Genomic DNA, 26,741 nt, shown 5'->3' on the forward strand with positions numbered 1-26,741 from the left:
CGCTTTAGAGGATATATGTTATGCTGTGAATGAAGAATACTGTGCGAACGTGACTGATAGATAGAATAATAACTCTCCGAATTCGTTATTTATATTTCGGGGAATTAGATGCATGTGTTTAAGCTTTTGATTTAAGAAACGTAGAGGTGAGAGGAATGAGAGAGTACTTTACACAAAAGGAAATGTTGGATCATGTAGGTAAACTGCAGGATAGAGAAAGACAGAAGATAGCATCAATGGGGCTTAGTAATTGGGTGCTTTTCGTAACTATTGCAACATTAAGTTATTTTCTTTTCCCTGGTTTAAATTTAATACGAGCTAACTTGTCATATACACTCCTTAATTATGTACTTTTTTTAAATCTTGCCATTGCTCTGTTTGATATATTTAATTCTAGGTTCAGGCAAACAAAGATTGGAGCTTTTAGAGAATTGTCTGGAAGGAGAACCATGGTTGATAGTCAAATAATTCTGCGGGATTTTGAGTTTATACTAGTAGTAATGAGTCTTTTAATGAACGTAGCTGTTTCAATTATGTATCCAATTTATATTATTTTAATAATACCATTTATACATAGACATTTTTGGAATTTATTCGGGATAGTATACACTTCATCTGAATGGTTACCAAAAGTTTGGAATAAATTGATAAAATTCATTAACGAAAAAGCTTCCATTTCTGAGGAAGAAGCAAAGTGTATGAGTAAAGAGAAAGAACAGTTAGAAAATGTTGATGTGAGGAAGTATTCCAAAAATAAAATTGTATTATTACTCTTATCGATAATTCCTTTTCTGTACCGATTCTTAATGGATAATCTTACTGAGTTAGACCTCAAGCTGAATTTATATGGCTTCATTTTAGTGTTGATTACTTTTATGATTCAATTTTTATTCGTAATATTCTCAAAGAGGATGAAAATTGGATGGCTTGAATCATTTGAAAGGGAAATTATACAAAACAATTTACCTGCTTCAACAATTAGAGCAAGGTTAACCAAAGAATATTATAGCTTAAGTAATATTGATGACTACTTCTAGTGCTAGGAAAACTAGTATAAGTAATTGCTACATATAACTAAAATTTTGCGTTTTACAAATTTCAACATATAGCTTGAAAATATATCAAAATATGCTATAATTTCTTTACTTCATATTTTAGATATGAAGGTTGGAGATTGTTATCAATCTGTTTATGAACAATTCTTGAAAGAATAATAAGAAACTGTTCTCAGTTGATAGCTGATCGGTAATCATGAATGTAATTAACCAGAGTACAATCTTGGTCACTGAGCATCCCTCCTTAACTATTATATCATAGTTGCTAATTCGGGATAATTTGGGTAGTTGGATTTAGCGTGCACTCATTTAATTATCGCAACTAAATACAAGTTTTTAAGCTATACCTGCCATCTAAGGGATACTACCCCCCGTGTTGGCAGGTATTACGCTTTTTAAGGAGGATTTGAGTGGAACTTCGGGAATGGAAGGAAAAAAATAAACACAGAAGAAATTATGCACACTTTGATTCAAAGATTTCTTTAAACAGAGTCTGGAGCTATATAAGTAATCCTGAAAAAGTAGCGAAACATGGATTTTATCCATTTATACACTATACGATTATCTTTCATAAATTTAATAAAAGGAAAGGTAAGTTAAAAAAGTATCGTGAAATTTATTACTCCGGACATAGGGATCGATACATATATCAATACTACGGATTTAAATTAAATCAGTTATATAATGCAAGAGTAAAACTTGATAATACTGATGGTGTGGCAATAGCTTATAGGAATAATATGCATAAAAATAATATTCACTTTGCTAAGAGAGCTATTGATTTTATCAAAAGCCAAAAAGAATGTTATGTAATTATAGGTGATTTCACTAAGTTTTTTGACAGCTTAGATCACTTATATTTAAAACAAATGATATGTAGTTTATTAGAAGTAGAGAGATTGCCAGAAGATTATTATGCGGTTTATAAGAATATAACAAAATACTCAAAGTGGGATCTTAAAATCCTCCTTGAACTAAACGGTTTGAAAAATGACATGAGTGCCTTCAATAAATTGGAGTATGCTATCCCACCAAACGAATTTAAAAAGTTAGTAAAAAAATATGCAGAAGCTAATCCCAATGATTATGGAATACCACAGGGATCTGCAATAAGTGCAGTTCTTTCAAATATATATATGTTAGATTTTGATAAATCAATTAATGATTTTGTCATAAACAATAAGGGGTTATACATGAGGTATAGCGATGATTTTATAGTTATACTTCCTAAAGAAGATTTGAATGGATTTCAAAAGAAATTCCAATTTATTAATTCAATCATTATTGATACTCCTAATGTTGACTTAGAACCAGATAAAACACAAATCTTTGAATTTGATAAAGGTAAATTGATAAGCTCTAATGAAAAAGTATTAGACAATGTTAAGAATGGAAGCAATATTATGAATTATTTGGGCTTTTCTTTTGATGGCAATAATGTTGCTTTAAAAGACAAGACGATTTCTAAATATTATTATAGAATGTATAAAAAGTTAAATAATATAATTGCTAATAGTGGTTTAACCAAAAAAGGAAATAAAGTGAGTTTCGAAAATTTATATAAAATATATTCAATTAAGGGTTCTGAAATTGAAAAAGGGAATTTTATATCATATGTAAAAAGAGCTGAAAAAATCTTTAAAGATGAGAAAAACATAGGAACAGTGAAGAGAAGACATATGCAAAAAATAAGAAAACAAATAAATAAAATAAAATGAAACTGAGAGTAACAGCGATTTTTTTCTTATTACTTAGTGGTACGTCTTTAAGTACCACATTCACTCTGTCGATGTGTTAATCTCTCCTTAACAAAGGAGTGGTGACATGACAAGTACCAACAGCGAAGACCTCGCTTCGCAGTACGCACAACTCATTGAACGCGAAGACGATTACGTCGACCAACTGGTCACATGTAACAAACTCATCCTGGACGCCATGGACATCATCGCCAAGCGAGCAGGGGTGCTGCACATGGATACGGTGACACAGGCTGCATATCACCTTCATTCCATGGAACAGGATTTGAATCGAAAGCTATTTAAAGTCCGACTGGAGAAGAGCATCTTGGCAAATCAAATGAGTCAGTCTACATAAAACCACCTTAACTAAAGGACAGTGCAGGATCACACAAGAGGATCTTGAACTGTCTTTTTGTCTGTCCATCCAAACGTTTTCGCTCTGAATTAAGCATTGACTTTCCCAAAAAATCCCCCTAAACTTCAATTATTAAAACACTTTTAAAAACATTCATTGAATGGTTCGAAATGAACGAAAGGAGGCATATAACTTACCATGTTACCCACATCACACAACACCCAACAGGTGAAGCGCATTAACGTTGAACTTGTGAAGAATACACTCCGATCCATGGGCATAGGTACGAAGGCTTCCATTGCAAACCTGACCAAACTTAGCGTGGCGACATGCGGTACGATCCTTAATGAATTGCTCCAAACTGGTGAGATTATCGATCTGGGTCCAGACGAATCGAGTGGTGGAAGACCTGCGAGTCGGTATCAATTCAATGCAGACTACGCTAGTGTAATGTGCCTGATTATTCGAACGGAGGGCGGCGTTCACTCGATCACACATACATATGCCAATCTGAACGGAGAGATGGCGGACGAACAGACACTATTTTTGGATGAGATTAATGTCCCGGTGCTAGAGGATCTAATTTCAAACCTGATCGAACAACACCACAATGTGCAGGCGATTGGTATTGGTATACCTGGGGTGGCGCACAACGGCGTTATTGGGATCTGTGACGTACCGGAGCTAATGTATCAGCCACTCGGCCCAAGGCTTAAGGAGCAATATGAAGACGTGGAAGTGGTCATTGGCAACGACATGAACTTGACCGTTTACGGACTTTACAACCAGCAGCAATTTGAGGAAGAGAAGAACTTTGCGGTAGTTACGTTTCCGGAGAACCATTTTCCGGGTGCAGGTTTTATCATTGATGGTCGTCCGCTGACCGGGAATACGCAATTTGGGGGCGAGGTGTCCTTCTTACCTTTTGGCGTGTCACGAGAAGAACAGTTGCGAATGTTGAAAACGACGGAAGGGTTGCAGGAACTCGTCACAAAGACGCTGATTTCCATCATTGCGATTATCAACCCGGCAGCGATTGTCGTTACGGGCGATACTATGGACCCGGCTATGCGGAATGACCTGTTACAAGGCTTTCTGGATCACCTGATCCCACAGGAGCATATGCCGGAGTTGATCATCCAAAGAGATACACGGCGCGAATATGTGACGGGGCTAGTCGCGGTGACGCTGGAGAGCCTGACCTACCGCATTCAGGTGGTTGAGAAGCAGTGGTAAAAGAACAGTGAACTTAAAGAGAGATTTGTTTATTTGAGCAATAATCCATTTCAATTCTTTCTATATGATTCAACTAATTACTTATATACCGTAACGGAGAGGACAGAAAGAACTTGAAGAAGCGAAGCGTTCGCCTTTATCACCGGATTTTCCCCTTAAGAAAAGGGATGAAAAAAATCTGGGGATAACAGCGATCGGAAGGTTATTCTGTCAGCGTAGTGTCTCTGTATATCATCTCAGGTTGAACTTATAGTCATGAATTAAATTCATTTTTCTAGACACAATGGAGGAACTTATTTTGAATCAGCAAGCAGGTACACAAGGCAACAAACGAAAGTTCAACAAGCTGTACGCCATGCAGCTGGCAACGATCTTTCTGGGATTTATCGTATTCGGGATATCGGAAAATATTAAGGGGCCGGCCATTCCGCGCATTCAATTCGATTTTAATCTGGATGAGAAACAACTCGGGACGTTATTATCCCTGAACGCACTGGGTTACCTGATCGCCTGCTCCTTCACAGCTATTCTGGTTCGCAAATGGGGCATCAAGGCGGTTAGCATCATTTCGTTTGCATCGATGATCCTCTCGGGTGTGTTCATTTATGTGTCTCATACTTATCCACTCTTTGCTTCATCATACTTCTTCATGTACATCGGTAACGGCATGCTGGAGATTGCTTTGGCGATTCTGGGTGCGCGGATCTTTGTGAAAAACACAGGTACGATGATGAACCTGTCCCATTTCTTCTATGGACTGAGTTCAACGGTGGCTCCTTTGCTAGCGACGGGTGTCATGTCGTTGAGCGTGTTTGGTCACGAACTGGACTGGCGCGGCATGTATCTGGTGATGTTGTCACTCTGTCTGCTGCCGATCATTGCGGCGCTGCGCAGCAAATTCCCGGGGGACGATCTTCCTCATGAAGATCGGACTTCACTGAAGACGTTAACACGTGATCCTGCCCTTTGGCTGATGGTGCTCATTCTTTCTTTTGGCGTGGTATCGGAGCTGGCGGTTGGGGGTTGGTTGGTTAATTTCCTGGAAAAAGCCTACACGTGGGACACGGTCAAAGCCTCCGGGTTATTATCTGCGTTCTTCCTCACGTTCTCGCTGGGACGACTGCTGCTTGGACCATTGACGGACCGGATCGGATTTGTATTGTCGCTGATTATGTTCTCGGCTTTCTCGGGAGTATGTACGTTCGTGGCGCTTGCAGGGGGAGAGCGTCTTGCGATTTTCTTTGCAATATCTGGCGCGGGCATAGCAATGATCTATCCAACAGTTATGGCGTTTATCGCACGCAGATATCCAAACGGCAGTGACACCGCGATTACGTTCACGGTTACCTTGATGGGGGTTGGTAGTGTCATTGGTAACTATGTGATTGGCTGGGTGATTGAGGGTGTGAAGAATCTGTACGGTTCAACGACTCAGTTGGGGCTGCTGCGCGGACTTCAGGCGGGATATGGATTCATCGGTTTATGTGCTGTGATCTGTGCGGCATCGGGAGTAGTGTTGTATGTGTATTTGAAAAGACGACAGGAACTGATATAGAAATCAATTGAAACGATAAAGCCCCACTGATCGCTATGATCGGTGGGGCTTTGCATGTGAATTTACGAGTAGATTAGTACGGTATATCATCTATCACTAGTAACTTAACAAATCATAACCACAGGCCATGTAGAGTAAGGATTTTTTTCATCATATACCAGCTACTCTACTATACAGCCCGCATTTCCTCAGGCAAACCTATGACTTGTTCAAAGCCGTTCTTCTTTTCCAACGTTTCAAAAGCACATAAAATCCAAAAGCACCTAAGAAAACCACCGCTGCCGGAACGATATAAGGTTTAACAATCTCGTCCACGTGCTCCCATTGAGAGCCTAGTTTGAATCCTAAGTAGATGTACAATGATGTGATTGGAAGCATGGCTAAGAATGTAAAGATACTGAATTTAAACACATTCATCTTCGCCATTCCACAAGGGATGGAGATCACAGTCCGAATGCCGGGGACAAAACGTCCATAGAAAGCTACCCCGCTGCCATACTTCTCGAAGAACTTATCGGAAGCGTCCAGATGGTGGGGGCGAATCAAGAAATACTTGCCGAATTTTTCGACCATCGGTCTGCCACCGTATCGTCCCAGGGCATATAACGTCAGAGGTCCAAACGTACCACCTACGGTACCAGCGAGTATAGCCAGCCAAAGCTTCATATCCCCAAGATACACCCAATATCCAGCCATGGGCAGCACAAGTTCTGCAGGTACGAATTCAAACGACAAGGCAATAACGAGACCTGCGTATGACAAATCTTTAAAAAAGAGTATAAATTGCGTGATCCATTCTGTCATGCTTTCCCTCCATGAATCTATCTTTTTTATATATAAAAGAAACACTCCTGTACAAAGAGTAACAATAGCGAATAGAGCTTGTCAAAGTTCACATGAATATCCATTTCAGGACATACTGCGGCAATATGTTTACCCGTACATAAGGGTTGCATGGATTCATTGACACTTCATACAGAAGTGGATACCAGGCAATGATATGCTTATTTTGCTTTATACCAATGGTATATCTATTCATAATCATAGGCTGTACAATCATTATTTTATGGTTGAATACAATGTATCCTTTTATTGTTTCATGTATATCATATAGATATACAACTGTAGGGAGGTGAGGTATAATTGGAGCATCAATCAAACGAAAGGCGTGGGATTGCCATGACTACAGCCACACTTAGCAAATGGGGAAATAGCAGTGCAATTCGCATTCCTAACCAATTGCTTAAGCGACTTAATCTGGAAGAAGGCTCGGAAATCGAGATTTTGGTGACAGAAGATAATGAATTGTTGTTGCGTCCAAAAACCAAGCCTGTAGAGTCCAATGAGGAACTACGTAACCATCTAAAGACTTTGCTCTCTAAAGTGAAACGGGATACAAGACATGAAGAAATAGACTTTGGTACTGAAGGGAACGAGTTACTTTGATTATTCCCAAACGAGGCGATCTGATATGGCTTGACTTTGATCCTCAAGCGGGTCACGAGCAAGCCGGGAGACGACCGGCTATTGTTCTATCGGAACTTGAATTCAATGAAATAACGGGTTTTGCCGTTGTATGTCTCATAACGAGCCAAGCCAAGGATTATCCTTTTGAAGTTACACTACCAGAAGAGCTGCCATTTTCAGGTGTTGTTTTGACGGATCAGTTGAAGAGTCTTGATGTGCGGCAACGACGTATCCAAATTGCGGGGCATGCCGAACCAACCTCTGAATTTATGAAATCAGTTCTACGCAATGTCCGTTCTATATTGGCATAATTGAAAATTAGTAGCTGATCATATTCCTAAATCCACGTCTAACTAAAGACGTGGATTTTTTCTTTCATGCCTAAATAGATTCGTCCATCCTTGACGCTTCTAACAAGAGCTTCCGAAAGGCACATATAAGTTGGAAAGAAAGATTTTTAATTCTCTGAAAATGCTTCCATTTATAGTATGATAAGACTATCGCTAGCTTCTTCAAACATGGCCTGTATTATCTCTGCGGCTATCGGGCAAAGGCCATATCGAAAGTTCACAAAGACCATCCTATAGATAAAGATAAGGAGATCCAAATATGACAGTAACTTCGATTATTGATCAAATCCATATTATTGAATACGACCCCTCTTACGCTGCCGCACTCGCGGATATGTGGAACCGTAGTAATGAAAGCTGGGGAGGGGGCACCAACCTTAGAACAGAGGAAACAGTTCGCCGGGAGATGGAGAGTTCGTCCAATCTTTATGTGTTTCTAGCCGTTCATGAGAAAGAGGTTGTTGGCTTCTGCAGTTTTGCTCATTACCGCTATGACGAGAGAGCCCTATATGTACCGTTGCTTAACGTACGCCCCGACTATCACGGTTATAAGGTTGGACGTAATCTGATCCTGAATGCTGTGCGCAAGACCGTAGAGGCCGGATGGCCCCGCCTGGATCTGTTCACATGGGCAGGGAATACAAAGGCTGTACCGATGTACAAGAAATGTGGATTCTTCTGGGAGAAAAAAGATGATAATGTACATCTGATGAATTTCATCCCTACCATTTTGCAGACCGAAGCACTTGCTCCATATTTCGAGGAGTTGGATTGGTATGCAGACAGCACGCGTGAACTCGTGGTCGAGCCGGATGGCCGACGGGAGCGTGGTTTTGATTTCTTTGACTACACGTGGAAAAAGGGAGATATCTCCCTGCGGGCTGAATTTGAAAAGTCGGGTCGCGGGCTGACTGCCCTCGAAACACCGGATTACGAGATCTCAACAGAGGTTGACGATCATGATCTGGTATTCGGTTCCAGCTATAAGGTTCGCTATCGCATTAAGAACACTTCTGCGTCCGAACTTGCGATTGAGATCAATGGTGAGGATAACAAAAACATTCGATTTGCGCTGGACGTTGCACGAGCAGTCGCTCCGGGAGAAACCATCATCGTGGAAGGTGAGTTCCACCTTGATCCAATTACAGAGGAACAGAATAACAATAAGACCCACCCCGTGGTTGCCAGCACATGGTTGATCGGCGGTAAGAAAGCGGAGTTCAGGTTAGGTATTGCCCCGAAATTCCCGGCCAAGATCAAGACTATCTTGCCGGTAAAGGAGCTCTATCCAGGTATTCCAGCGGAGTTGGTTCTGAACGTGGAAAATAATGTGGATGCCGAAACGGAGTTTAGCTTGAACCTGCCTGAGGATGAATTCCTGGAATGGGCGGAGCGTTCGGTGCGCTTTACGGTGCCTGCCAAAGGTAAGATGTCTGTGCCAGTGCCCTTCACCTTGCGTTCGTATGGTCTCTATTCCCAAGAAGTTGAAGTGACGGCTGTCCCAGTGGGGAACCATGCGATCTCTTTTACAAGTAAACTTTCTGTACTGATGAAGGGAATCGAAGGGAAATATGGCGGGCAGATTGAGGATCAATGGGTGGCTGTGAATGGCGCATTCTCGCTCCATATGAACAAGCATGATAATGTTATGTGGATTGAATACCCGGGCTCCCGTCATTCGTTCTGGTGGACTTATCCGAAGCTGGGTAAGCCGTTTGCCGAAGAGTTATCCAAGAAACAAGCAAAAGAAGTGAATATTTATCCCGAAGGGGAACGTCAGGTTCTTGAAGCACTGTATGACTCGGAGGATTTCCCTGGCTTGCAGATTAAGTCCGTGGTCAAGCTGTCTGCGAATGGAGTCGCCGAATTCCACCAAGAGGTTGAAAATACACGAGACACCGCCTGGGAAGAAGACCTGTTTCTGATGAATAACTTCGGTTTCTACGGAAACCAGCTAATCCTCCCTTACCAAGGTCGTTTTGTGGATATGGGGGATTCTTACGCTGGCGATCCGAGCCATTGGAATAGCTCACAGATTACGGAGAACTGGCTGTTCTGCAAAGAAGAGTATGGTGCCAGCGGTATCTATTGGGACCCTTCTCTGAAGCTGCTTCGCCCGGAATACACGCTGGGGTTGCAGCATGAGCTTGGCCGTATTGCCGCAGGAGCCGTTGTACGGACCAAAGCAACTGTATATGCTTTGAACACGTTTGCCAAATGGTATGATTTCCGTGCGTTTGCACGGAAGGAGCGTAACCCGGTCATTCCGTTGCTGGACAGTCATCTGGATCTGACACTGAATGAGGGGAATCCATTTGCACCAGACGTGCTGCAAGCAACGTTGACTGAACACAAACTGGTTCCGCTTGCGGGCAAGCTGGAGCTATATGTGCAGCAGGGTGGCAAACCGGAGGTTATGGCAAATGTTAAGGAATTCAATCCGGAGCAGAATCTAAACTCAGCCAAGCTGACATTCTCACCAGACGAAGCGGACCGAGACCAGCACGTGAGTGGTTGGAAAGTTCGTGGGCTATATCGGGGTGAAGATCGGATTCAGGAGCGAACTGCCCTTTGGTTCCCGCAGAGCGGAACAGAGGTGAAACAGAAGATTGAAGAAGGTTCATCTGGACCGTTGTACACCGTAGATAATGGAGTGTTGTCGATCGCCGTTGCTCCTGAATTCGGGAGTGTAGTACACTCTCTGAAAGTTGCAGGAGAAGAATGGCTGGATAGCTCGTACCCTGAACCGGCTCCACGCTCGTGGTGGAATCCGTGGTACGGCGGACTGGGTGTGGGGGTTCCAGGCATGAATGGTTTCAGCCGCCAGTTGGAACAAAGAGTCGCTTCCTGGACAGAGCAGAAGGATCAATACGGCAACGTCTGGAAGGGTATAAAGCTGACCACCCGGATTGAAAAGCATGAAGCGAATCGTGGAATCACGATCCACCAGCATTATCTGATGCTCCCGGGTGTTCCTGTGCTATGCACGCTGCTTGCCGTGACCAACGAAAGCGGCCTGACGCTGACGGATTACTCGATTGCGGAGGAACGTTTCCTCCAGCCTTCATCTGTATTTGCGGAAGGTTGGATAGAGCAACCGGGTAAAGATCGATTCCCGCTGGGCAAGGTGGATGTGGGCCTGCCACTTGAAGATCTTTTGCGAGTAGGATCGGTTTCGCGTGAAAACATGCTGCATGCGGTCCATCGTTACCCGAATCAGAGTGCATGGGGGTTTGCCAATAATCAGGTGACGGGTCTAAACGTTCATCATCATCTGACAATCCAGCACGGGGAGACGGTCTGGACGGAGCCGACATATCTGGTTCTGGGGCCAATCCCGCTAAGTTCACCGGATGTGCATGACCTTCTCAAACTTAATTTTGCAACTTCTACCGATGAAAAGGAGGCTTCACATGCCGATCATTGATATTCACATTCATCTGTCGGACATCGACAGCTTTCACCGAACAGCGATCGATCTATCGAAAGTGGATTACTCAACCGCTGGTCTTAAAGCGGAGTTTGATAAAAACGACGTCATTATGGGTATCGGAATGGGGGTTACGGAGCAGACGAAGGGAGCGTTCCCGGATTCCAGTTCCCCTAACCCGATGGGACTTGATCTGGAAGAGAAGGTTCCGTCATTCCTCATGGAATGTGCGGGGATCAATCCTAATGCGTTAGACGGTAAACACGCTCAGGACGAGCTGGACCGGATTGAAGCTAGACTGCAATCCCCTGAAGTAGCCGGAATCAAACTCTATGCGGGATACTATCATCACTATGTGTATGACAAAATCTATACCCCGGTCTATGAACTCGCAGCCAAGTACAACCTACCTGTCGTGATTCATACGGGTGACACGTACTCCATGAACGGGTTGCTTAAGTACTCGCATCCACTGACGGTGGATGAATTAGCCTTGCAGCAGCGTGGTGTGAACTTCATGATCTGTCATCTGGGTGATCCCTGGGTGATGGATGCAGCTGAAGTGGTGGCGAAGAATCCTAACGTGTATGCGGATTTGTCTGGTCTTGTGGTGGGGGATCGGCCCCATTTTGAACGGTTCATGAACGAGCCTTTGTTCATGGATCATTTCCGCCGGGCCTTGGTCTATTCGGATCATTACGAGAAAATGCTGTTTGGCACCGACTGGCCGCTTGCGCCCATCGATCTGTATGCCGAATTTGTCCGCCGACTTGTACCGGAACAGCATCATGATAAAGTCTTTTACGAGAATGCCTTCGGGCTGTTTCCGCGTATTGGACAGCGGATTGCCGATCTGGGGTAGAACCTAAGTACCGAATTCTTAATATCTGAGGGGATGTAGACCATCCTGTTATGGAAGCATGCGATGGTCATGCTGAATCCCTGTGTTGTAAGCTCCTGCCACTTTGCTGGCAGGAGCTTTTTTGTCCAGAAAAACAGTGTTTAGCCATGACAGACTCCATACTCATCTGTTATCTCCTTCTTGCCTGTATTTGTTTTTACGAATAAAGAGAACTATAATGGTGGATGCACAAAATTTCAGACTTCTTTGGAGGAACACACGTTATGAGATCTTTTCAGTTTTATAATCCGACCCGGCTGATTTTTGGCAAAGGGCAACTTCAAGCACTACAAACCGAAGTTCCAAAATACGGAAAACGCATTTTGCTTGTATATGGTGGTGGAAGCATCAAACGTAGCGGGCTGTACGATCAGGTAATCAGCCAGTTGAATGAAATCGGAGCAGAGGTTACGGAACTGGCCGGTGTGGAACCGAACCCTCGTCTGTCTACGGTTCATAAGGGTGTAGAACTATGCAGAACACATAACATTGATCTGGTTCTTGCGGTTGGCGGCGGCAGTGTACTTGACTGTGGGAAAGCCATCGCGGTAGGAGCCAAATACGATGGAGACATGTGGGATGTTGTTGTGCGCGAAGCAACCCCGGAAGGCGGACTTCCACTAGGTACAATTCTAACGATGGCAGCGACGGGTTCCGAGATGAACAACGGTTCAGTAATAACCAATCAGGACACGCAGGAAAAATGGGCATGGTTCAGCGAGTATTCTTTCCCGGCGTTCTCCATTCTCGATCCGGAGTACACATACACCGTACCACTGGATCAGACTGTATACGGCATGGTGGACATGATGTCTCATGTGTTTGAACATTATTTTCATCTGGATACCAATACACCGGTTCAGCTTGGATTCTGTGAGACGATTCTTCGTACCGTCATTGATACGGCCCCTCGTCTGATTAAAGATCCAGAAAACTATGAACTGCGCGAAACCATTCTCTACTGTGGAACAATGGCGCTTAACGATGTCCTGAATATGGGTCTTGCCGGAGATTGGGCTTCTCACAATATTGAACATGCCGTGTCGGCTGTGTATGACATTCCTCATGGGGGTGGCCTTGCAATCCTCTTCCCGCACTGGATGAAACATAATCTGGATGTGGATGTAGATCGATTCAAACGTATGGCTGTTAATGTATTTGATATTAATCCTACTGGAAAGTCGGACAAACAAGTGGCTGAAGAAGGCATTGAAGCGCTGCGTACATTCTGGACTTCAATTGGTGCCCCTAGCCGTCTGGCTGACTATGACATTGACGATAGCCAGATTGATGTGATGGCTGATAAAGCGATGCGGTTCGGTCCATTCGGATTCTTCAAAAACTTGCAGCGTGAAGATGTAGTACAAATCTATCAAGCTGCACTGTAATTGTAAATCTTACAATCACTTTGAATAGTGAGCCACATTAAACAAGGACCTTCCTTTAATACTAAGGAACGTCCTTGTTTTTTTATTATGACATCATATCTTGAGCGCTCTACCTTTTTTCTGGACTTCAATGTCATGTGATCCCCTTTTCGAATTAATCCTTCGGTTCAACTACGGCTTCATTGACAGGGGTATCCTTTCGTTTCAGATACATTTTGCTTGGACGATGCAAGAGCACGATGAGCAGGGCGAAGAGATGAATCAGGGTGAACAGGTTACTCTCATTTGGAATGGAAACGAATAGCGCCAGACTCAGAAACGTCACGGTGAGCTTGAACTTTCTTTTGGTGATGAATATAACAGCGAGCAGGCTGGGACCGATGATAAACAACATTCTGGCTAAGATTACGCCAGAGGCGTATGCCAGATCATCTCCTTTGCGTAAGAAACCCAGATAGGCCTCCATGTTCTGGTTGAAGTCAATGAGGAACACGATAAAGGACACAATCACGTAGATCAGTTTTACACTCAATAAAATGCGCACGACATTTAATAGCGTGGGTAATGCTGTTTTTACCATGTCACTTCTCCTATTCGACATTTAATAAAGTAGGCATTTTCGGATTCAATGCGGTGTCCCTCTTCCTGCACGATATGTATTTTATATATTATACGATGTTGATGTCATATTTTGTATTAACCCAAAGTCTTCATTTTCCAATCGTTTGCAGTGGCCTTTGACCTAGAATAACTGGCGAAACAGCTTACAGATTATTTGATATCGACCGATATAAAGTAGATACATAGAATTGGACTTCATAATGATGAAAATGAAAATGGATGGTGAATGTAATCATGGTATTTAGCAAGGCAAGAGAACGCATGCGCAACATGTCGTTCAGAGTCAAACTGCCACTTATGATCAGTCTGCTGGTGTGTATCGTACTGGCGGTAACTGCAGTGGTATCCTACACTGTAGCGGCTGTCATCACACTCGACAAAAGCAAAGATGAAATTCAGGCAACCTCTGACCGGATTGGTGCAGGCCTACATGCCTCATTAAGTTTGGAAGAACAATCCACATTTTTGATCACAACACATCGTACCTTCCAGGATCTGCTAGAGATTCGGAATACGGATGGGCAGGAAGGGGAGAACTTTTTCTCGGAAAACAATGAGCTGCTGGATAAGGCGAGTGGTATTCTCGCGGACAGTCTGGCAGGTATGGAAGGGAACAACAGTCTGATTTTGTTGGATCGGAATGGCATTATTATTGCAGCGAATGATCCGGCAGTTATCAAGGCAGAACGCGGAGATCGGGCATATTTCCAAGAAGCGATTCAGGGTAAAAATGTGATTAGTGAAGGGATTGTAGCCAAGTCCTCAGGACAACTTGGTACGGCTTTTGCCATGCCAATCTACAATGAGAATCAAGAAGTACAGGGAGTGCTCGTATCAGCGGCATCCACCTCGTTCTTCGTTAATCAGCTACAAAATATCAATATTAATGATGAGGGAAAAGTGATCATTCTGGACCGTGTAGGTACGGTCATCTACGATTCAGCGGATGAGAAGTTGGCAGGCCAGAAGATGGAGTCCGGCGAATACCAATCATTGATAGATCTTGCTCCTGTAGCTGAACTACAGCAAGGGGATATTAGCACAGATGAGAAAGTGGCGTATTACTCCAAAATCCCAAGATCCGACTGGACCGTCGTTGTTGAAGATAAACTGAGCGATGTGCAGAAGCCTTTGCGTGCGATGGCAAAACAGATGTATATTGTTCTGTTTAGTGCTATTGCGGTTTCTATCGTAGCGGGTATTCTGATCTCTTTGCTGGTAACCAGACCAATTACAAGACTAACTGTGTTGTTCCGACAGCTTGCGGGCGGCGATCTGACGGTGCAGGCTCAAGGTAAATATAGTGGAGAATTCAAACAATTGGTGGACAGCTTCAATACCATGGCAGCAGGCAATAAACAGCTGATCTCCAGCATGAACCATTCCATCGGCATCCTGAAAACAAGTACATCCGAGCTGGAACAGTCCACTCAGCAAACCTCAACCACGATTGCCGAAACAACGACAACAGCATTTGAGATTTCACGAGCGATGGAGTCCCAGGCGAACGATACGGAAGCCATTGTGGACAAATTCATGAATGTGGGTAACAAGATTGCCAACGTGAATGGAATGTCGCAAGCAGTGAAGTTCAAGGCAGATGAAATTACGGATGCATTCCAAAATAATCATGAAGTTATTGATGCACTCATTGCGGTGAACGGACAGAACGAGATTGAAGTTGGTAACATCTCCAAAATTACAGTGCAACTCGCCGAAAGCTCCTCGGGCATTCACCAGATTACAGGTACGATTGCCGAGATCGCAAATCAGACGAAATTACTTGCGTTGAATGCTTCAATCGAGGCGGCGAGAGCTGGTGATCAGGGACGTGGCTTCGCAGTCGTTGCTTCTGAGATCCGCAAGCTGGCAGAGCAGACGACAGCTCAATCGGAGGATATCAACCGAATTGTGATGCAGACCATTGATCACGTGGAGCAGAATAACCGGAGTGTTCAGGCTATTGAAGCGATTGCGGAACAGCATAAGAGCAGCGTTAGCCAGACGAAGGAGACATTCAATTTTGTCACCGAGAATATGAATGAGATGATGAGCCAGGTTCAGGCTATTGCCACGGAGATCGAATCCATTGAACGTGATAAGGATGGCGTCATTGGAGCTGCACAGAACTTGTCCGCTTCCGGTGAAGAGGTGTCGGCTTCTGTTGAGGAAGTCACAGCAACAATGCAGGAACAGTCCGGCATGACGGAACATTTGACAGATATGGTGCAGAGAATCGATGGACTGACCAAACAACTTGCCGAAGAAGCATCTCGCTTCAAAACAAAATAGGAATACGAAAAGAAACCCGTTTATCAAAAGAGAACAGGGTTTCTAGACACAAAGAGCACCTGTACCCATCTATGGCTACAGGTGCTCTTTGGTGATGTGTTACTCTCCTCGAATGGAAGGTGCATACGCTAGCACTTCCATTTCAATTAAATAAGGGCCTAACCCGCTAAATACGGTAATACGGGCGGGATAGGGTTGTTTAATCATTCGCGCATACACTTCGTTGTATTCGGGCTGATCCTCGACTCGGGCCAGATGAGTGGTTACCTTCACAATATGATCGAGTGTAAGTCCGGCTTCTTGAAGGATCACCTCAATATTACGAATGCACTGCTCCGTCTGCTCCTTAATGCCGCCGATAGGCTCAAGCGTCTGTGGATCGACACCTACCTGACCTGCTACGTAGACCAAATCTCCTGCGCGGACAGCATGGGAGAAAGGAAGCGGGAACTTGGGTGCTGCACTTGCATGTATGATGGTAGACATCGTAGCTGTCATTCCTTTCCTAATGAGTGTGTATATTTGGTGTTAACTGATGCCAGTTCGTAGCCTGTTGATAATGATGAGTGATGGATAACAAGCTGTCTTCTCGCATGAGTGGACCAGCAAGCTGCATGCCGATAGGCAATGGCTTCCCTGAGGTGGTATCAAACCCGATGGGAACGGTGATGGAAGGTAGTCCTGTATTAGTAAACGGTCCGTTAAAAATCGGGCTCCCCGTCTTGTAGCCATATGGGGCCACATAGGGTGTTGATGGAGTCAATAACACATCCACTTCATCGAACAACAACATCATCTCGCTCCGGAATATCGTTCGGATGCGTTGTGCCTGCAAATAATCAACGGCACTCGTCTGGTAACCGAGTTCAAGTTGCTCCCGCATCGTGTGGCCGTAACGATCAGAGGCTTCCGCGAAGCGTTCCTGATGGAAGGCGGCAGCCTCTGCCCGCATAACCGTACGATGAGCAGCAATGGTTTCTTCCATATAAGAAGGCAGGTCAACTTTCTTCCATTGCATGCCCAGCTTCTCAAGCACAGCGATTGCCGACTCCACCGCTAACAAGATCGCCGGTTCATCAGTCTGGAAGAAGCTGCTCGGTAGCCCGATTACCATTCCTGAAATAGGATGCTCAAGAGCACTTGTTAAGTCTGGCTTGCCATAAGGAAGCGTGAAGGAGTCCAGCTCATCTTGCCCGGCCATCGCTTCCAGAACGATTGCGTTATCTTGTGCGGATCGAGTGAAGGCGCCAATATGATCCAGGCTCCAACTGGCTGTGATGACACCATTACGGCTAACCCTGCCGTAAGTGGGTTTCATACAGGTTAATCCGTTGTATGCTGCGGGTCTAAGCAGAGAGCCGAAAGTCTGTGTCCCGAGTGTGAAGGAAGCCATGCCAGCCGCTACTGCAGCGGCAGAGCCGGAGCTGGAACCGCCCGGGGTATGTTCTAAATTCCATGGGTTGCGGGTTGGCGGTTCTCCTCCCTGAAAGGCGTATTCCGTCGTTGTTGTCTTGCCGAGTAGGATAGCGCCTGCAGCTGTCAATTTATTAATCACAGTAGCATTCGTTCCGGGTACGAAGTCTGGAAAGGTACTTGATCCGGCCGAGGTGCGTATGCCGGCGATATGGACAATGTCTTTGGCTCCATAGGGAATGCCGTGCAGAGGACCGAGATATTCGCCATTCATCAGTTTCTGTTCAGACACTCTTGCGGCCTGCAAAGCCTGTTCGGCGGTGACTGTAATGAAGGCCTGCACAGAAGGCTCTACTTTCTCAATGCGATTCAAATAGGATTTTGTAAGCTCGACAGGAGATATCAACTTATTTTTAATCAGTGTTGCGGCTTCAGCAATCGTCAGCTCGTTAAGTGGTTTCGTAATCATCGCAGAGGCACCCTCCTATGCGGGGGATTGGGACCTACTTCTTCTGGCAACTTGAAGTTTCGAATCAGCTCCAAGTCTGCTGTAAATAGGGCAAGCTCCTCGCTTGTAATAACTCCGTCCGCATATTTGGCGCTTTCTGTACGGCGGTGTGTGAGATAGTCGTCCTGGTTCAGAGTAATCACCCTTTCTCTCTCTATTTGGTGGTGAAGCTTGAATCGATAATCTCCTCGTAAGCGAGGTCTTCCTTCAGATTGCCGATAAAGCGTTGCATATCGATTGCGGTCTGGAATGCTGATTCATTGATAAGTCCCTCCGCAGGATATACCTTGCTGTCGATCATGCGTTGTACCGCTTGCTCCACGACGTTTTTGTCCAGATTCGGAAATTCCTTCACGGCAACTGCTTTTGCGCCTTCAGGATTCGATTGAATGTAGTCCAGGGCTTGCTCAATAGAGGTGACAAAGCGCTGGGTGAGATCAGGATTCTTTTCAATGAAGCTTGCAGTTGTATTCATCGTTGCAAAGGCGAAGTCAGGATAATCCTTCGTAAAATCATGGACAATATGCAGTCCCTCAGCAATGCCTTGATCCAGCTGCGGCTCGTAAACGATGGCAATATCGGCTTTGCCGGCTAATACAGCACCAAGCTCGGAGCCATTCTGAACCTCAGTGATCGTCACATCCTTGTCGATATCAATGTTATTGTCAGCGAATAGTTTCCGCAGTAAGCTGTTCGAGCTTGTAGGTGCCAAGCCCACAACGATGGTTTTACCTTTGAAATCCGTTGTCGAGTTCACGGTTACACCTTCTCGCGCAACTGCCCATACTGGAGCACTGCCGGATAGAAGGACCAGTGAGCGAGCATCTCCGCCCTTTGCATTAGCAAATGCGACATGCTCAGGACCGTGGAAGGAGAATGCAGACTCGCCTGAGATCACCGAAGACAATGCTGTTGGGCCACTTCCGGCAGCACGGATGGAAGATAGCTCAATGCGATTCTCCTCTAGAAAACCTTGGTTGTTCGCTACATACAAGGGAAGGTAGAGCAGGTTGTGATACACCTCGGAGACCATAATTTTGTCTACCTGCGTATTTGCTTGCCCCCCGCTATCAGATGCACCTGAGCCACTCGCAGGAGTTGTGGCATTGCTGCCGCATGCACTGAGCAGTGAAGTCAATATAACCGTCATGGTTGCTAGAAAAGCTATCTTTTTGAATGTACGCATTAGTCATCAGTCCCCTTTAATCGTTGTAGGTCAGCTATACAGATGTGGATTTGCTGCTGGTCTTGTTGTCATTCCATGGAAGGAGACGGGATTCAATATAACCGACACAGGTGTAGAGGAGCATGGCGACCAGCATAAGCATGAACACGCCGACCCATACGGCCGGAAGGTTGAACAGGTTACCTTCGACGAATACCATGTGTCCAAGTCCTTTATCTGAAGAGATGAATTCTCCACCTACGACAGACACCAATGCCAAACCGATATTGATCCGGAAGGCTGAGATGATCCATGGCAGAGAGGAAGGGACGATAATTTTGCGGAAAATTTGTGATTTCTTTGCACCGAAGGATTTCATCAGATTAATCTGGGATTCGTCGATTTGATGAGTCGCTTGGTAGGCGGATAATAGCGCTACGATAAATGTTGCTACGGAGGCCAGAGCAATCTTGGAGAAGATGCCTGAACCAAACCAGATGATAATCATAGGAGCTAGGGCAATCTTCGGGATGCCGTTCATGGCTACAATGAATGGATCGAGCACACGGGCAACGGACTTGGAATACCACATGAGCAGTCCTGCCAATGAGCCGATTAAGCTTCCGACTACGAATCCGATAACGGTGGCATTCACCGTCGCGAACGCGTCTGTAAGCAGTTGCCCTGAGCTAGCCATGGTGATGGCGGCATCAAGAATGGCGCTTGGCGATCCCATGAGGAATCCGTTAACCAGCTCCAAACGAACAGCGGATTCCCAGATCACCAGGATGACCGCTACAATAATGAACCGCCACAGCATCGTCATCAGCCATTCTTTGGAGAAGGTGGACTGTCTGCGTTTGCTCTTGCTCTTCGTAACTCCAGCAGGCTTTCCGGCAAGGGTAACTTCAGGTGATGTGCTCTTCATTAGCTGATCCTCCCCATTTGGATATCAAGCTCTGACCAGATCGATTCAAAATACTGCTTGAACTTCTGGTCAGAGCGGGCTTTCAGTGCTGAGCCATATTGCGAGGCGAGACCAATGTCATACACCTGTTTCACGGTTGTTGGTCGTTTACTCATAACGGCAATACGGTCGGAGATGGCGATGGCCTCCTCAATGTCATGCGTGATCAGAACGCCTGTCTTGCCCTCGGATTTGAGAATGGACAAGATTTCATCTTCCAGAATGAGTCGGGTCTGATAATCAAGTGCGGAGAAGGGTTCGTCCAGTAATATAATATCGGGCTGGGTAACGAGGGTACGTATGAGGGCTACACGTTGGCGCATACCGCCTGATAGTGTGGAGGGATAGGCTTCTGCGAATGAGGCCAGGCCATAACGATCCAGATAATCCATGGCAATATCGCCGCGATCCTTTTTGGACATGCCCTTCACTTCCAAGCCTAACGTGACATTGTCCAGGATGCTTCTCCAAGGAAGTAACAGGTCCTTCTGCATCATATAACCGACATGCCCGGTGGTCTGATCGATCTCTTCGCCACAGACGATAACCTTGCCATTTGTTGGCTTAAGCAGACCTGCGATAATATTGAAAATCGTACTTTTGCCACAACCGCTCGGTCCCACGATACTGAAGAACTCCTGTTTCTTGATTTGCATCGAAACCTCAGCCAGGACCTGAATATCTTCTCCGGTTGCACTGACAAATGATTTGGATACGCCTTGTATCTGTATAGCCATGATAGGTAGCCCCTTTCCAACAGCCTGATGTTTTTTCGTTTCTCGATGTAATTCGATGTTAATTAACATGACATTAATGAATATATTCCTAATCATATAGACTGTTTGCATCATTGTCATTAGTTACTCTGAACATAAAAATAGAATTAAATCAGTTAAAATGCACAAATGAAGATTGAACGTGAATTGAATATAAAAAGAAAACAAAAGAACGTGTCATTATACATGACACGTTCTCGATTTAAGACGTATGATTAGCTTCACTAGGAGCTGGATTAACATTCAAAAGGGACTCAAGTGCGAAGGCAAGTCGGAAGCGAAGGCTCTCCATTGGGTCCTTAATGTTCCTGCCGGTTAGTTTCTCGCATTTCTCCAACCTATAGATCACTGTATTGCGATGTACAAAGAGCTCTTTCGCTGTATCGACGATCTGGCAATGATTCTCATAGAAGGAGGACAAGGTTTTCATCAGTTCGCTGCGCTCGTTTGGATCTCGGTCGTTGAAGGGCTTAAAGGTTTCTTGATGGAACTGCAGCATCTCATCGTGGGGAATCATGCGCAACAGACGGCTTATATCCATGGTTTGATAGGAATGAGCGAAGCGGGTCTTTCGCATCTGATAACCGGATTGGAGCGCCTTGACTGCTTCTTTGTAGGAGAGTCCAATATCCAATACATTCGTGTAGGAATTACCTATGCCGAAGGATAGGCTGAGCTGCGACTCTGTATACAGATTGATCGCCATCCGCTCAAGCTGCTGAACAACGGTGTGTTCGTCCCAAGACGATTCAGCCAAAAAAACGAGTATGCCGAACTGGTCGTTCTTAGTGAACATGACAAAGGAGAGATCCAATCTGGCGAATTCCTGTTTAATCAGCTCATAATTAGCGTCTCGTTCCGAGATGAATCGCTCTTCCCCAGAGGGAGTAGAGTTCTGCTTAGGTATGCCCGCTAAGGATTCATCCTTTTTGGCGATGATCAGAACAGAACTTCCTTTGGCTTGCAGCCCATATTTTTTGCCGCGGTGCAGCGCTTCTTGTTCCGAACGAATGAAGCCTTGAATGAGATCGGAGAAATATTCATTTTTGTAACGGCGGGAGCGCTCCTTGACGGCTTGCTTCTTGGTTAACTCCAGACCGATCACATTGACCGCTTGTTCCAGTGCTAGAGTGGAGAGCTTAGAGCTTGCGGAACTGTCGTATAGTGCGATCAAATAACCCTCGTGCCGATCCGTGAAGATGGGATGAAGCTCGGCATGTCGATATTTATCAGCAGTAAGCAGGCAGATCGAGATTGCGGTATGGAAGGAAGGGTGCTCATCTATAAAAGTCAGTAAGGGCGCGGCGAGAGACTGGTGATCCATCTGTTGTGCATCATGGGAGCTTGCCGTAATCTGCTTCTTCGAACCAAGCAGAAGTACAGGTGAGGATAGCAACTGAGACAACGTATCTACGATGGATGGTATGCCTTTTCCCTGCATCACCATCGTGGAAAATTGCTTGTGAATAGACAAGGCGTAGTGGAGCTCATGGGTTTTGTTCTGAAGGATGGCACTGATCGAATGTTGAAATATCTCACCGAGTGTATTGTCTATCTCAGACAGCTCGATGATCGGGAAGCCCAACCTGTCGGCCGTTGCAAGCAGTTGCGGAGATAATTCAAGAGAGAAACGCTGTGTCTTGACAGCAAGCGCTGCACAACCAATTGCATGCATGTCTGTAATGAATGCAAGATGCGCATCAGGGCGGTCCTTCAGGATATAACCGTTGGTCAGCAGCATATCTCCTGGCTTCAGGAATTGTACAATATCTGGGGCATCCATAATATTAATTGATTGCACCAAGCGATTAAGGCCGCGATGTCCGGCAATAACCTTTGCTTTGGAGAGAATGGGGATAGTCAATAACTGTTGCAGATCCATCTTCAACCCACTCGCTTTCATAATGATATGTTATAAAATCTAACATTAAGTGAGGTAGGCGTAAAGAAGAGTTTGGATAAAGAGGCTAAAAGATAGATGTAAACAAATTTCTCATAAATATAAAAACTTTCCAATAATTCAATGCGTTATACTAAATAGATCTAAAGAAAGTTTGATCGCTATTACCAACTCTCTCACAAAAAAAAGGAGTCCTCAATCCATGAAAGGAAAAAGAATAGTATCGCTTTTACTTGCTGGTGTTGTTGCTGGTTCTATTTTAGTAGCATCGACTACTACTGCGGAAAGAGTCGTAGCCCAAACTCCGATGGAAGCAGCAACGGAGTACTTTCAGGCTTACATTGCTAGGGATGTAGAAGGAATGATGTTCTATTCTAAAGATACAAATTATTTGGATGAGAAAAGTCGTGAAGAAGGATATGTGAAGGATTTTAAAACCAATCCAACTACAGGGTATGAAATTGTGGAAACCAGACAAATCAACACGGATGAAGTTCAACTTTATGTAGTTCAAAAGTATGCAGGGCAAGGCTACGAACAGTCACCACCACTTCCATATAAAATTTTCAAAAGTGAAAATGGATGGAAGGTTTTAGTAGAGCCACTCGAAATCAATACGGTGACAGGTGAAGTCACTAAAGGTACACCGATTCACGCTTGGCAGTATACAGATCATTAGTTGTGATTTTGAAAAGCGATTCCGAGGAATAAATTTATCAGAAATTAAGCTCGGAAAGGCGGTGTAGCAATGCCAGCGACCTGGACATTTAATGCGAACAAAATGAGATATTCTCCCATTTAAGAAACATTCTTATACAGGGGGATGGTTGTACAATGAAAATTTCAGATCGACTATTAAGACAATATCTAGATCACGTTTATTGGATATGTGGCGGCCCTTGCGGCGGCAAAAGCACGATGACAAAGTTACTTTCTTCAAAATGGGAACTGAATTATTATTCCTCAGATGACCACACTTTCGATTATCAAAAAAAGGCTAATCCGCAGGATCATCCAGCAATTTTGCGACACTTCATTGATTGGGAATGGTTCTTTTTAGGGCGTGGGAACGATAGAAGTCACTGGTTGAATTCAGTGTTTGATGAAAGCGTTGAGTTTATTATTTTGGATTTGTTACAGATGGGGAAAGAGAAGCCAATCGTAGTAGATACTTTTATGGAACCTGCTTATCTAAGGGAGATTGTTGACCCCAACCGAGTTGTTTATATGTTTGCAGAAGATGACCTAATTCGAGCGGAGTATCTGGATCGAGATCATCTGAGAGGCATGGAGGATGTGTTCCCTAATTTATCAGATCCACAACGTGCACGGGACGAAACATTAAACACGGTGGTTAGAGCATCGAATCATTACCTGCAACAAGCAGAGCAGTATCAATTAAAATGGTTTATGAGAACATCTCAGTCCAATAAAGATCAGATGTTATTGGAAGTTGAAAAGCATTTCGGTTTTCTATGATACTGAAGTGTCAAATGATATCAGTCGTTTGTTACACTAAAAGTATACGGTAGCTCAATAAACCTCAGACAGCAGTCGATCAACCTGATCGGCTGCTTTTGTTCAGCTAGCGGGAAAGATACTTTAATAATGGCTGAGTTCTCCAGATGACATTAGAATGGTGATCAGCCAGTATTTGAGGAGGAAATCCATGCTTAATTTAAACAACAAATTAAAGCGCTTATTCCTCTTAGATATCTCTTTCTTTTGGACGATAGAATCTTAAAAATTGTCGAGGGAAAGAAAGCCGTTGGAATCAAAATGTGACTTTCAATGAATCATATTTCCTTGGTCACTTTCCCGACTATCCTGTCATACCTGGAGTCTTGATTTTAGAAGCTTTAGCACAGGTTGGTGGTATAGCTATGTCCAACGTAGACAGAAATAACCATAAGATAGGGTTACTGACTGGTATTGATAATTGTCGATTCAACAAGCAAGTAAAACCAGAGGATCAACTCATCTTGAATTTGAAGTGACCCGAACTAAAAAACAGATTGTCAAAGGAATAGGCGTCGCAATGGTAAACAATGAATTGGTTTGTGAAGCAGAAATAATGTTTGCTTTTAATTCTATTGGGCATTCAATTAACGGGAAACGATAGTTCAGGAAAATCAATGAACAGTTTTCCACCTGTCTTTTGAAGGAGAAGTGCAAATGAAACGTATTATTATTGGCCTGTTTGGAATTCTTGTCATCAGCTTTGTTTTATTATTAGGGGTTCGGATCATAGGCTTTCCTATACCCATAGTTATTGAGCATTCAGAGACTCCCGCAGAGACTGAATTAAAGTATCATGAGGAAGGTGACTCGAAGACTAAAATAATCTGGTGGGGAGATTAGGAAGGAACTTTCAGTGCAAGGGGAAATCGGATTATTATTGCTGCTCTCAAATAGTGTAATTCGCTTTTCATAGCGTAAGTATAATTCCATTAACATCTTCAGTATGAAAGAGGTGATATGAAATTAATAAAATGAGTAGTAGCATATTAATGTTGGTACTAGTGGTATCCATGATATTTGCGGGATGTTCACCAAAAGAAAAAAATGAAGATACAATTACTGAACGTGTAGTAGCAACTGATTTTATTCTCGAAGTCACAACACCAACAGTTTTAAGTACGGGTGAGACATTGAAAGTAAAAGGAACATTAAAATATACAGGTATTAAACCTGTTGAAGTAACCCATGGAAAACCTATAATTCGTTTTTCCTTCTCCGGTAGTAACGAGCAGCGTAATTATGCGGATGTGGGATATGTAACTGAGTTTAAGTCAGGTCAAGTGGTTGAGGTTGAAGATGAGTGTATAGTAACCAAAAAAGGGAAACAAAACCTCATTGTGGATATGACCGCGGATATCTCTATGACCATGAACTCAATTGAAATTGTTGTGAAGTAATCTTAGTAATATTTAACTGACAACAAACGTTAGCTCACATGAAATGTTTACGAAAATAATGCCTAATAAACTCATTAGAAATGATAAAAAACCTCCCGTCCCGCATGACATCTGGGCTTGGGAGGTTTTGATTATAGTGCTAATTAAACGTTTATCGTACAAACCATCCAGTGGGCTGAGGGGCTACGTCTGCGGTATCTCTTAAATCATGGACTTTGACATTACTGCCATAGATCATGGAATCGCTGCTCAGTCGGAATGAAGGGAAACTGTGCTCGGATTGCAGACGCAGAGACGGTTCAAAGTAAATCTGCTGCTGTTTGTTGATTACAAAGGGAAGCGACCCCGCTTCTACGGTAACATCATCGCTATCCGGCTCGTTTAAGATCAGAAGTACCGCAATTCCGTCACAACCGCATCCATCGGTATCATAAAACAATTTGAAATAGCCTGGTCGATCTCCCAGCTTTTCAGTAAGTCTTGCTTCTGCCAGCGGACTGACTTGAATGATCATGACGTTGTTCACACTCCTCTAATCTCCAATGAATTCGCTTACAATTTAATATATGGACCATAAACGCAGATTAGAAGGTGAAATAAAGAAAAGCAAACATGTCCTGTATATATTGACGCTAATGCGTAATGCAAAGAATAATTTACGTATGAATGTTATACCCGGAATTTCTATGGGTTCAGTGTGAAATC

General features: G+C 44.1%; 25 protein-coding genes and 1 pseudogene. 16 read left to right on the forward strand and 10 right to left on the reverse strand.

The window, feature by feature from the left end; genetic code table 11:
* Positions 1–155: 155 nt before the first annotated feature.
* From PAEAM_RS23500 to PAEAM_RS23520, 5 genes are all read left to right on the forward strand, one after another.
* Complete coding sequence (locus PAEAM_RS23500; protein ID WP_100529173.1) at positions 156–1,037, forward strand: hypothetical protein; 882 nt, start codon at positions 156–158, stop codon at positions 1,035–1,037.
* 428 nt (positions 1,038–1,465) lie between these two features.
* Entirely contained in the window at positions 1,466–2,773 is a 1,308-nt protein-coding gene (locus PAEAM_RS23505) for a reverse transcriptase domain-containing protein (RefSeq protein ID WP_100529174.1), read from the forward strand.
* A 106-nt stretch (positions 2,774–2,879) separates the two neighbouring features.
* The gene (locus tag PAEAM_RS23510; RefSeq protein ID WP_100529175.1) at positions 2,880–3,149 is read left to right on the forward strand and encodes a hypothetical protein; all 270 of its coding nucleotides are present in this window, start codon (positions 2,880–2,882) and stop codon (positions 3,147–3,149) included.
* Between the two features lie 198 nt (positions 3,150–3,347).
* Positions 3,348–4,385: an ROK family protein gene (locus PAEAM_RS23515; RefSeq protein WP_100529176.1), complete on the forward strand. Its 1,038-nt coding sequence runs from the start codon at positions 3,348–3,350 to the stop codon at positions 4,383–4,385.
* A 355-nt stretch (positions 4,386–4,740) separates the two neighbouring features.
* Positions 4,741–5,940 carry an MFS transporter gene (locus tag PAEAM_RS23520; protein ID WP_100529263.1) on the forward strand — a complete coding sequence of 400 codons (1,200 nt, stop codon included), beginning with the start codon at positions 4,741–4,743 and terminating at the stop codon, positions 5,938–5,940.
* A gap of 198 nt (positions 5,941–6,138) precedes the next feature.
* On the opposite strand, the gene PAEAM_RS23525 is transcribed toward PAEAM_RS23520, so the two are convergent.
* On the reverse strand, positions 6,139–6,744 hold the full coding sequence (locus tag PAEAM_RS23525) for a DedA family protein (protein ID WP_100529177.1): 606 nt from the start codon (positions 6,742–6,744) through the stop codon (positions 6,139–6,141).
* A gap of 339 nt (positions 6,745–7,083) precedes the next feature.
* Here PAEAM_RS23525 and PAEAM_RS23530 point away from each other — a divergent pair, with 339 nt between their 5' ends.
* The 5 genes from PAEAM_RS23530 to PAEAM_RS23550 all read left to right on the forward strand — a co-directional run bounded on the left by PAEAM_RS23530 (position 7,084) and on the right by PAEAM_RS23550 (position 13,476).
* Positions 7,084–7,386, forward strand: a complete 303-nt coding sequence (locus PAEAM_RS23530) for an AbrB/MazE/SpoVT family DNA-binding domain-containing protein (RefSeq protein WP_051449997.1) — start codon at positions 7,084–7,086, stop codon at positions 7,384–7,386.
* Positions 7,383–7,718 (forward strand): type II toxin-antitoxin system PemK/MazF family toxin, encoded by a 336-nt coding sequence (locus PAEAM_RS23535; protein ID WP_076252839.1) that lies wholly within the window; start codon positions 7,383–7,385, stop codon positions 7,716–7,718. The genes PAEAM_RS23530 and PAEAM_RS23535 overlap by 4 nt, the downstream gene beginning before the upstream one ends.
* Before the next feature lie 298 nt (positions 7,719–8,016).
* Complete coding sequence (locus PAEAM_RS23540) at positions 8,017–11,184, forward strand: GNAT family N-acetyltransferase (RefSeq protein WP_100529178.1); 3,168 nt, start codon at positions 8,017–8,019, stop codon at positions 11,182–11,184.
* The gene (locus PAEAM_RS23545) at positions 11,171–12,049 is read left to right on the forward strand and encodes an amidohydrolase family protein (RefSeq protein WP_100529179.1); all 879 of its coding nucleotides are present in this window, start codon (positions 11,171–11,173) and stop codon (positions 12,047–12,049) included. The genes PAEAM_RS23540 and PAEAM_RS23545 overlap by 14 nt, the downstream gene beginning before the upstream one ends.
* Before the next feature lie 263 nt (positions 12,050–12,312).
* Positions 12,313–13,476, forward strand: coding sequence for an iron-containing alcohol dehydrogenase (locus PAEAM_RS23550; protein WP_074096076.1), 1,164 nt, complete (start codon positions 12,313–12,315; stop codon positions 13,474–13,476).
* A 154-nt stretch (positions 13,477–13,630) separates the two neighbouring features.
* Here PAEAM_RS23550 and PAEAM_RS23555 read toward each other — a convergent pair whose 3' ends face one another.
* Positions 13,631–14,056, reverse strand: a complete 426-nt coding sequence (locus PAEAM_RS23555) for a hypothetical protein (protein ID WP_100529180.1) — start codon at positions 14,054–14,056, stop codon at positions 13,631–13,633.
* Positions 14,057–14,331: 275 nt separating this feature from the next.
* Between PAEAM_RS23555 and PAEAM_RS23560 the strand changes: the two genes are divergently transcribed.
* A complete protein-coding gene (locus tag PAEAM_RS23560) occupies positions 14,332–16,389 on the forward strand; it encodes a methyl-accepting chemotaxis protein (RefSeq protein ID WP_165790035.1) in 2,058 nt (685 codons plus the stop codon).
* Positions 16,390–16,488: 99 nt separating this feature from the next.
* On the opposite strand, the gene PAEAM_RS23565 is transcribed toward PAEAM_RS23560, so the two are convergent.
* From PAEAM_RS23565 to PAEAM_RS23595, 7 genes are all read right to left on the reverse strand, one after another.
* Positions 16,489–16,875: a RidA family protein gene (locus tag PAEAM_RS23565; protein ID WP_100529182.1), complete on the reverse strand. Its 387-nt coding sequence runs from the start codon at positions 16,873–16,875 to the stop codon at positions 16,489–16,491.
* Between the two features lie 19 nt (positions 16,876–16,894).
* The gene (locus PAEAM_RS23570) at positions 16,895–18,271 is read right to left on the reverse strand and encodes an amidase (RefSeq protein WP_100529183.1); all 1,377 of its coding nucleotides are present in this window, start codon (positions 18,269–18,271) and stop codon (positions 16,895–16,897) included.
* The gene (locus PAEAM_RS23575; protein WP_100529184.1) at positions 18,268–18,453 is read right to left on the reverse strand and encodes a hypothetical protein; all 186 of its coding nucleotides are present in this window, start codon (positions 18,451–18,453) and stop codon (positions 18,268–18,270) included. Before PAEAM_RS23575 ends, PAEAM_RS23570 begins: the two co-directional genes overlap by 4 nt.
* Before the next feature lie 11 nt (positions 18,454–18,464).
* On the reverse strand, positions 18,465–19,496 hold the full coding sequence (locus tag PAEAM_RS23580; RefSeq protein ID WP_100529185.1) for an ABC transporter substrate-binding protein: 1,032 nt from the start codon (positions 19,494–19,496) through the stop codon (positions 18,465–18,467).
* A 34-nt stretch (positions 19,497–19,530) separates the two neighbouring features.
* The gene (locus tag PAEAM_RS23585; protein ID WP_076319947.1) at positions 19,531–20,403 is read right to left on the reverse strand and encodes an ABC transporter permease; all 873 of its coding nucleotides are present in this window, start codon (positions 20,401–20,403) and stop codon (positions 19,531–19,533) included.
* Positions 20,403–21,179 carry an ABC transporter ATP-binding protein gene (locus PAEAM_RS23590; RefSeq protein WP_036617567.1) on the reverse strand — a complete coding sequence of 259 codons (777 nt, stop codon included), beginning with the start codon at positions 21,177–21,179 and terminating at the stop codon, positions 20,403–20,405. Before PAEAM_RS23590 ends, PAEAM_RS23585 begins: the two co-directional genes overlap by 1 nt.
* 241 nt (positions 21,180–21,420) lie before the next feature.
* On the reverse strand, positions 21,421–23,121 hold the full coding sequence (locus tag PAEAM_RS23595) for a PucR family transcriptional regulator (RefSeq protein ID WP_100529186.1): 1,701 nt from the start codon (positions 23,119–23,121) through the stop codon (positions 21,421–21,423).
* A 199-nt stretch (positions 23,122–23,320) separates the two neighbouring features.
* On the opposite strand from PAEAM_RS23595, the gene PAEAM_RS23600 reads away from it, so the two are divergent.
* From PAEAM_RS23600 to PAEAM_RS23620, 5 genes and pseudogenes are all read left to right on the forward strand, one after another.
* Positions 23,321–23,797 (forward strand): hypothetical protein, encoded by a 477-nt coding sequence (locus PAEAM_RS23600; protein WP_100529187.1) that lies wholly within the window; start codon positions 23,321–23,323, stop codon positions 23,795–23,797.
* Positions 23,798–23,952: 155 nt separating this feature from the next.
* Positions 23,953–24,597 carry a DEAD/DEAH box helicase family protein gene (locus PAEAM_RS23605; protein ID WP_100529188.1) on the forward strand — a complete coding sequence of 215 codons (645 nt, stop codon included), beginning with the start codon at positions 23,953–23,955 and terminating at the stop codon, positions 24,595–24,597.
* Between the two features lie 210 nt (positions 24,598–24,807).
* Positions 24,808–25,240, forward strand: a pseudogene (gene fabZ / locus PAEAM_RS23610) (3-hydroxyacyl-ACP dehydratase FabZ).
* A 53-nt stretch (positions 25,241–25,293) separates the two neighbouring features.
* The gene (locus PAEAM_RS23615) at positions 25,294–25,479 is read left to right on the forward strand and encodes a hypothetical protein (protein ID WP_100529189.1); all 186 of its coding nucleotides are present in this window, start codon (positions 25,294–25,296) and stop codon (positions 25,477–25,479) included.
* Positions 25,480–25,610: 131 nt separating this feature from the next.
* Positions 25,611–26,036 (forward strand): hypothetical protein, encoded by a 426-nt coding sequence (locus PAEAM_RS23620; protein WP_165790036.1) that lies wholly within the window; start codon positions 25,611–25,613, stop codon positions 26,034–26,036.
* 151 nt (positions 26,037–26,187) lie between these two features.
* Here PAEAM_RS23620 and PAEAM_RS23625 read toward each other — a convergent pair whose 3' ends face one another.
* A complete protein-coding gene (locus tag PAEAM_RS23625; protein ID WP_237177085.1) occupies positions 26,188–26,562 on the reverse strand; it encodes an iron-sulfur cluster biosynthesis family protein in 375 nt (124 codons plus the stop codon).
* Positions 26,563–26,741: the final 179 nt, after the last annotated feature.

The sequence above is a fragment of the Paenibacillus sp. GM1FR genome (genome assembly GCF_002803315.1).
Taxonomy (GTDB): domain Bacteria; phylum Bacillota; class Bacilli; order Paenibacillales; family Paenibacillaceae; genus Paenibacillus; species Paenibacillus amylolyticus.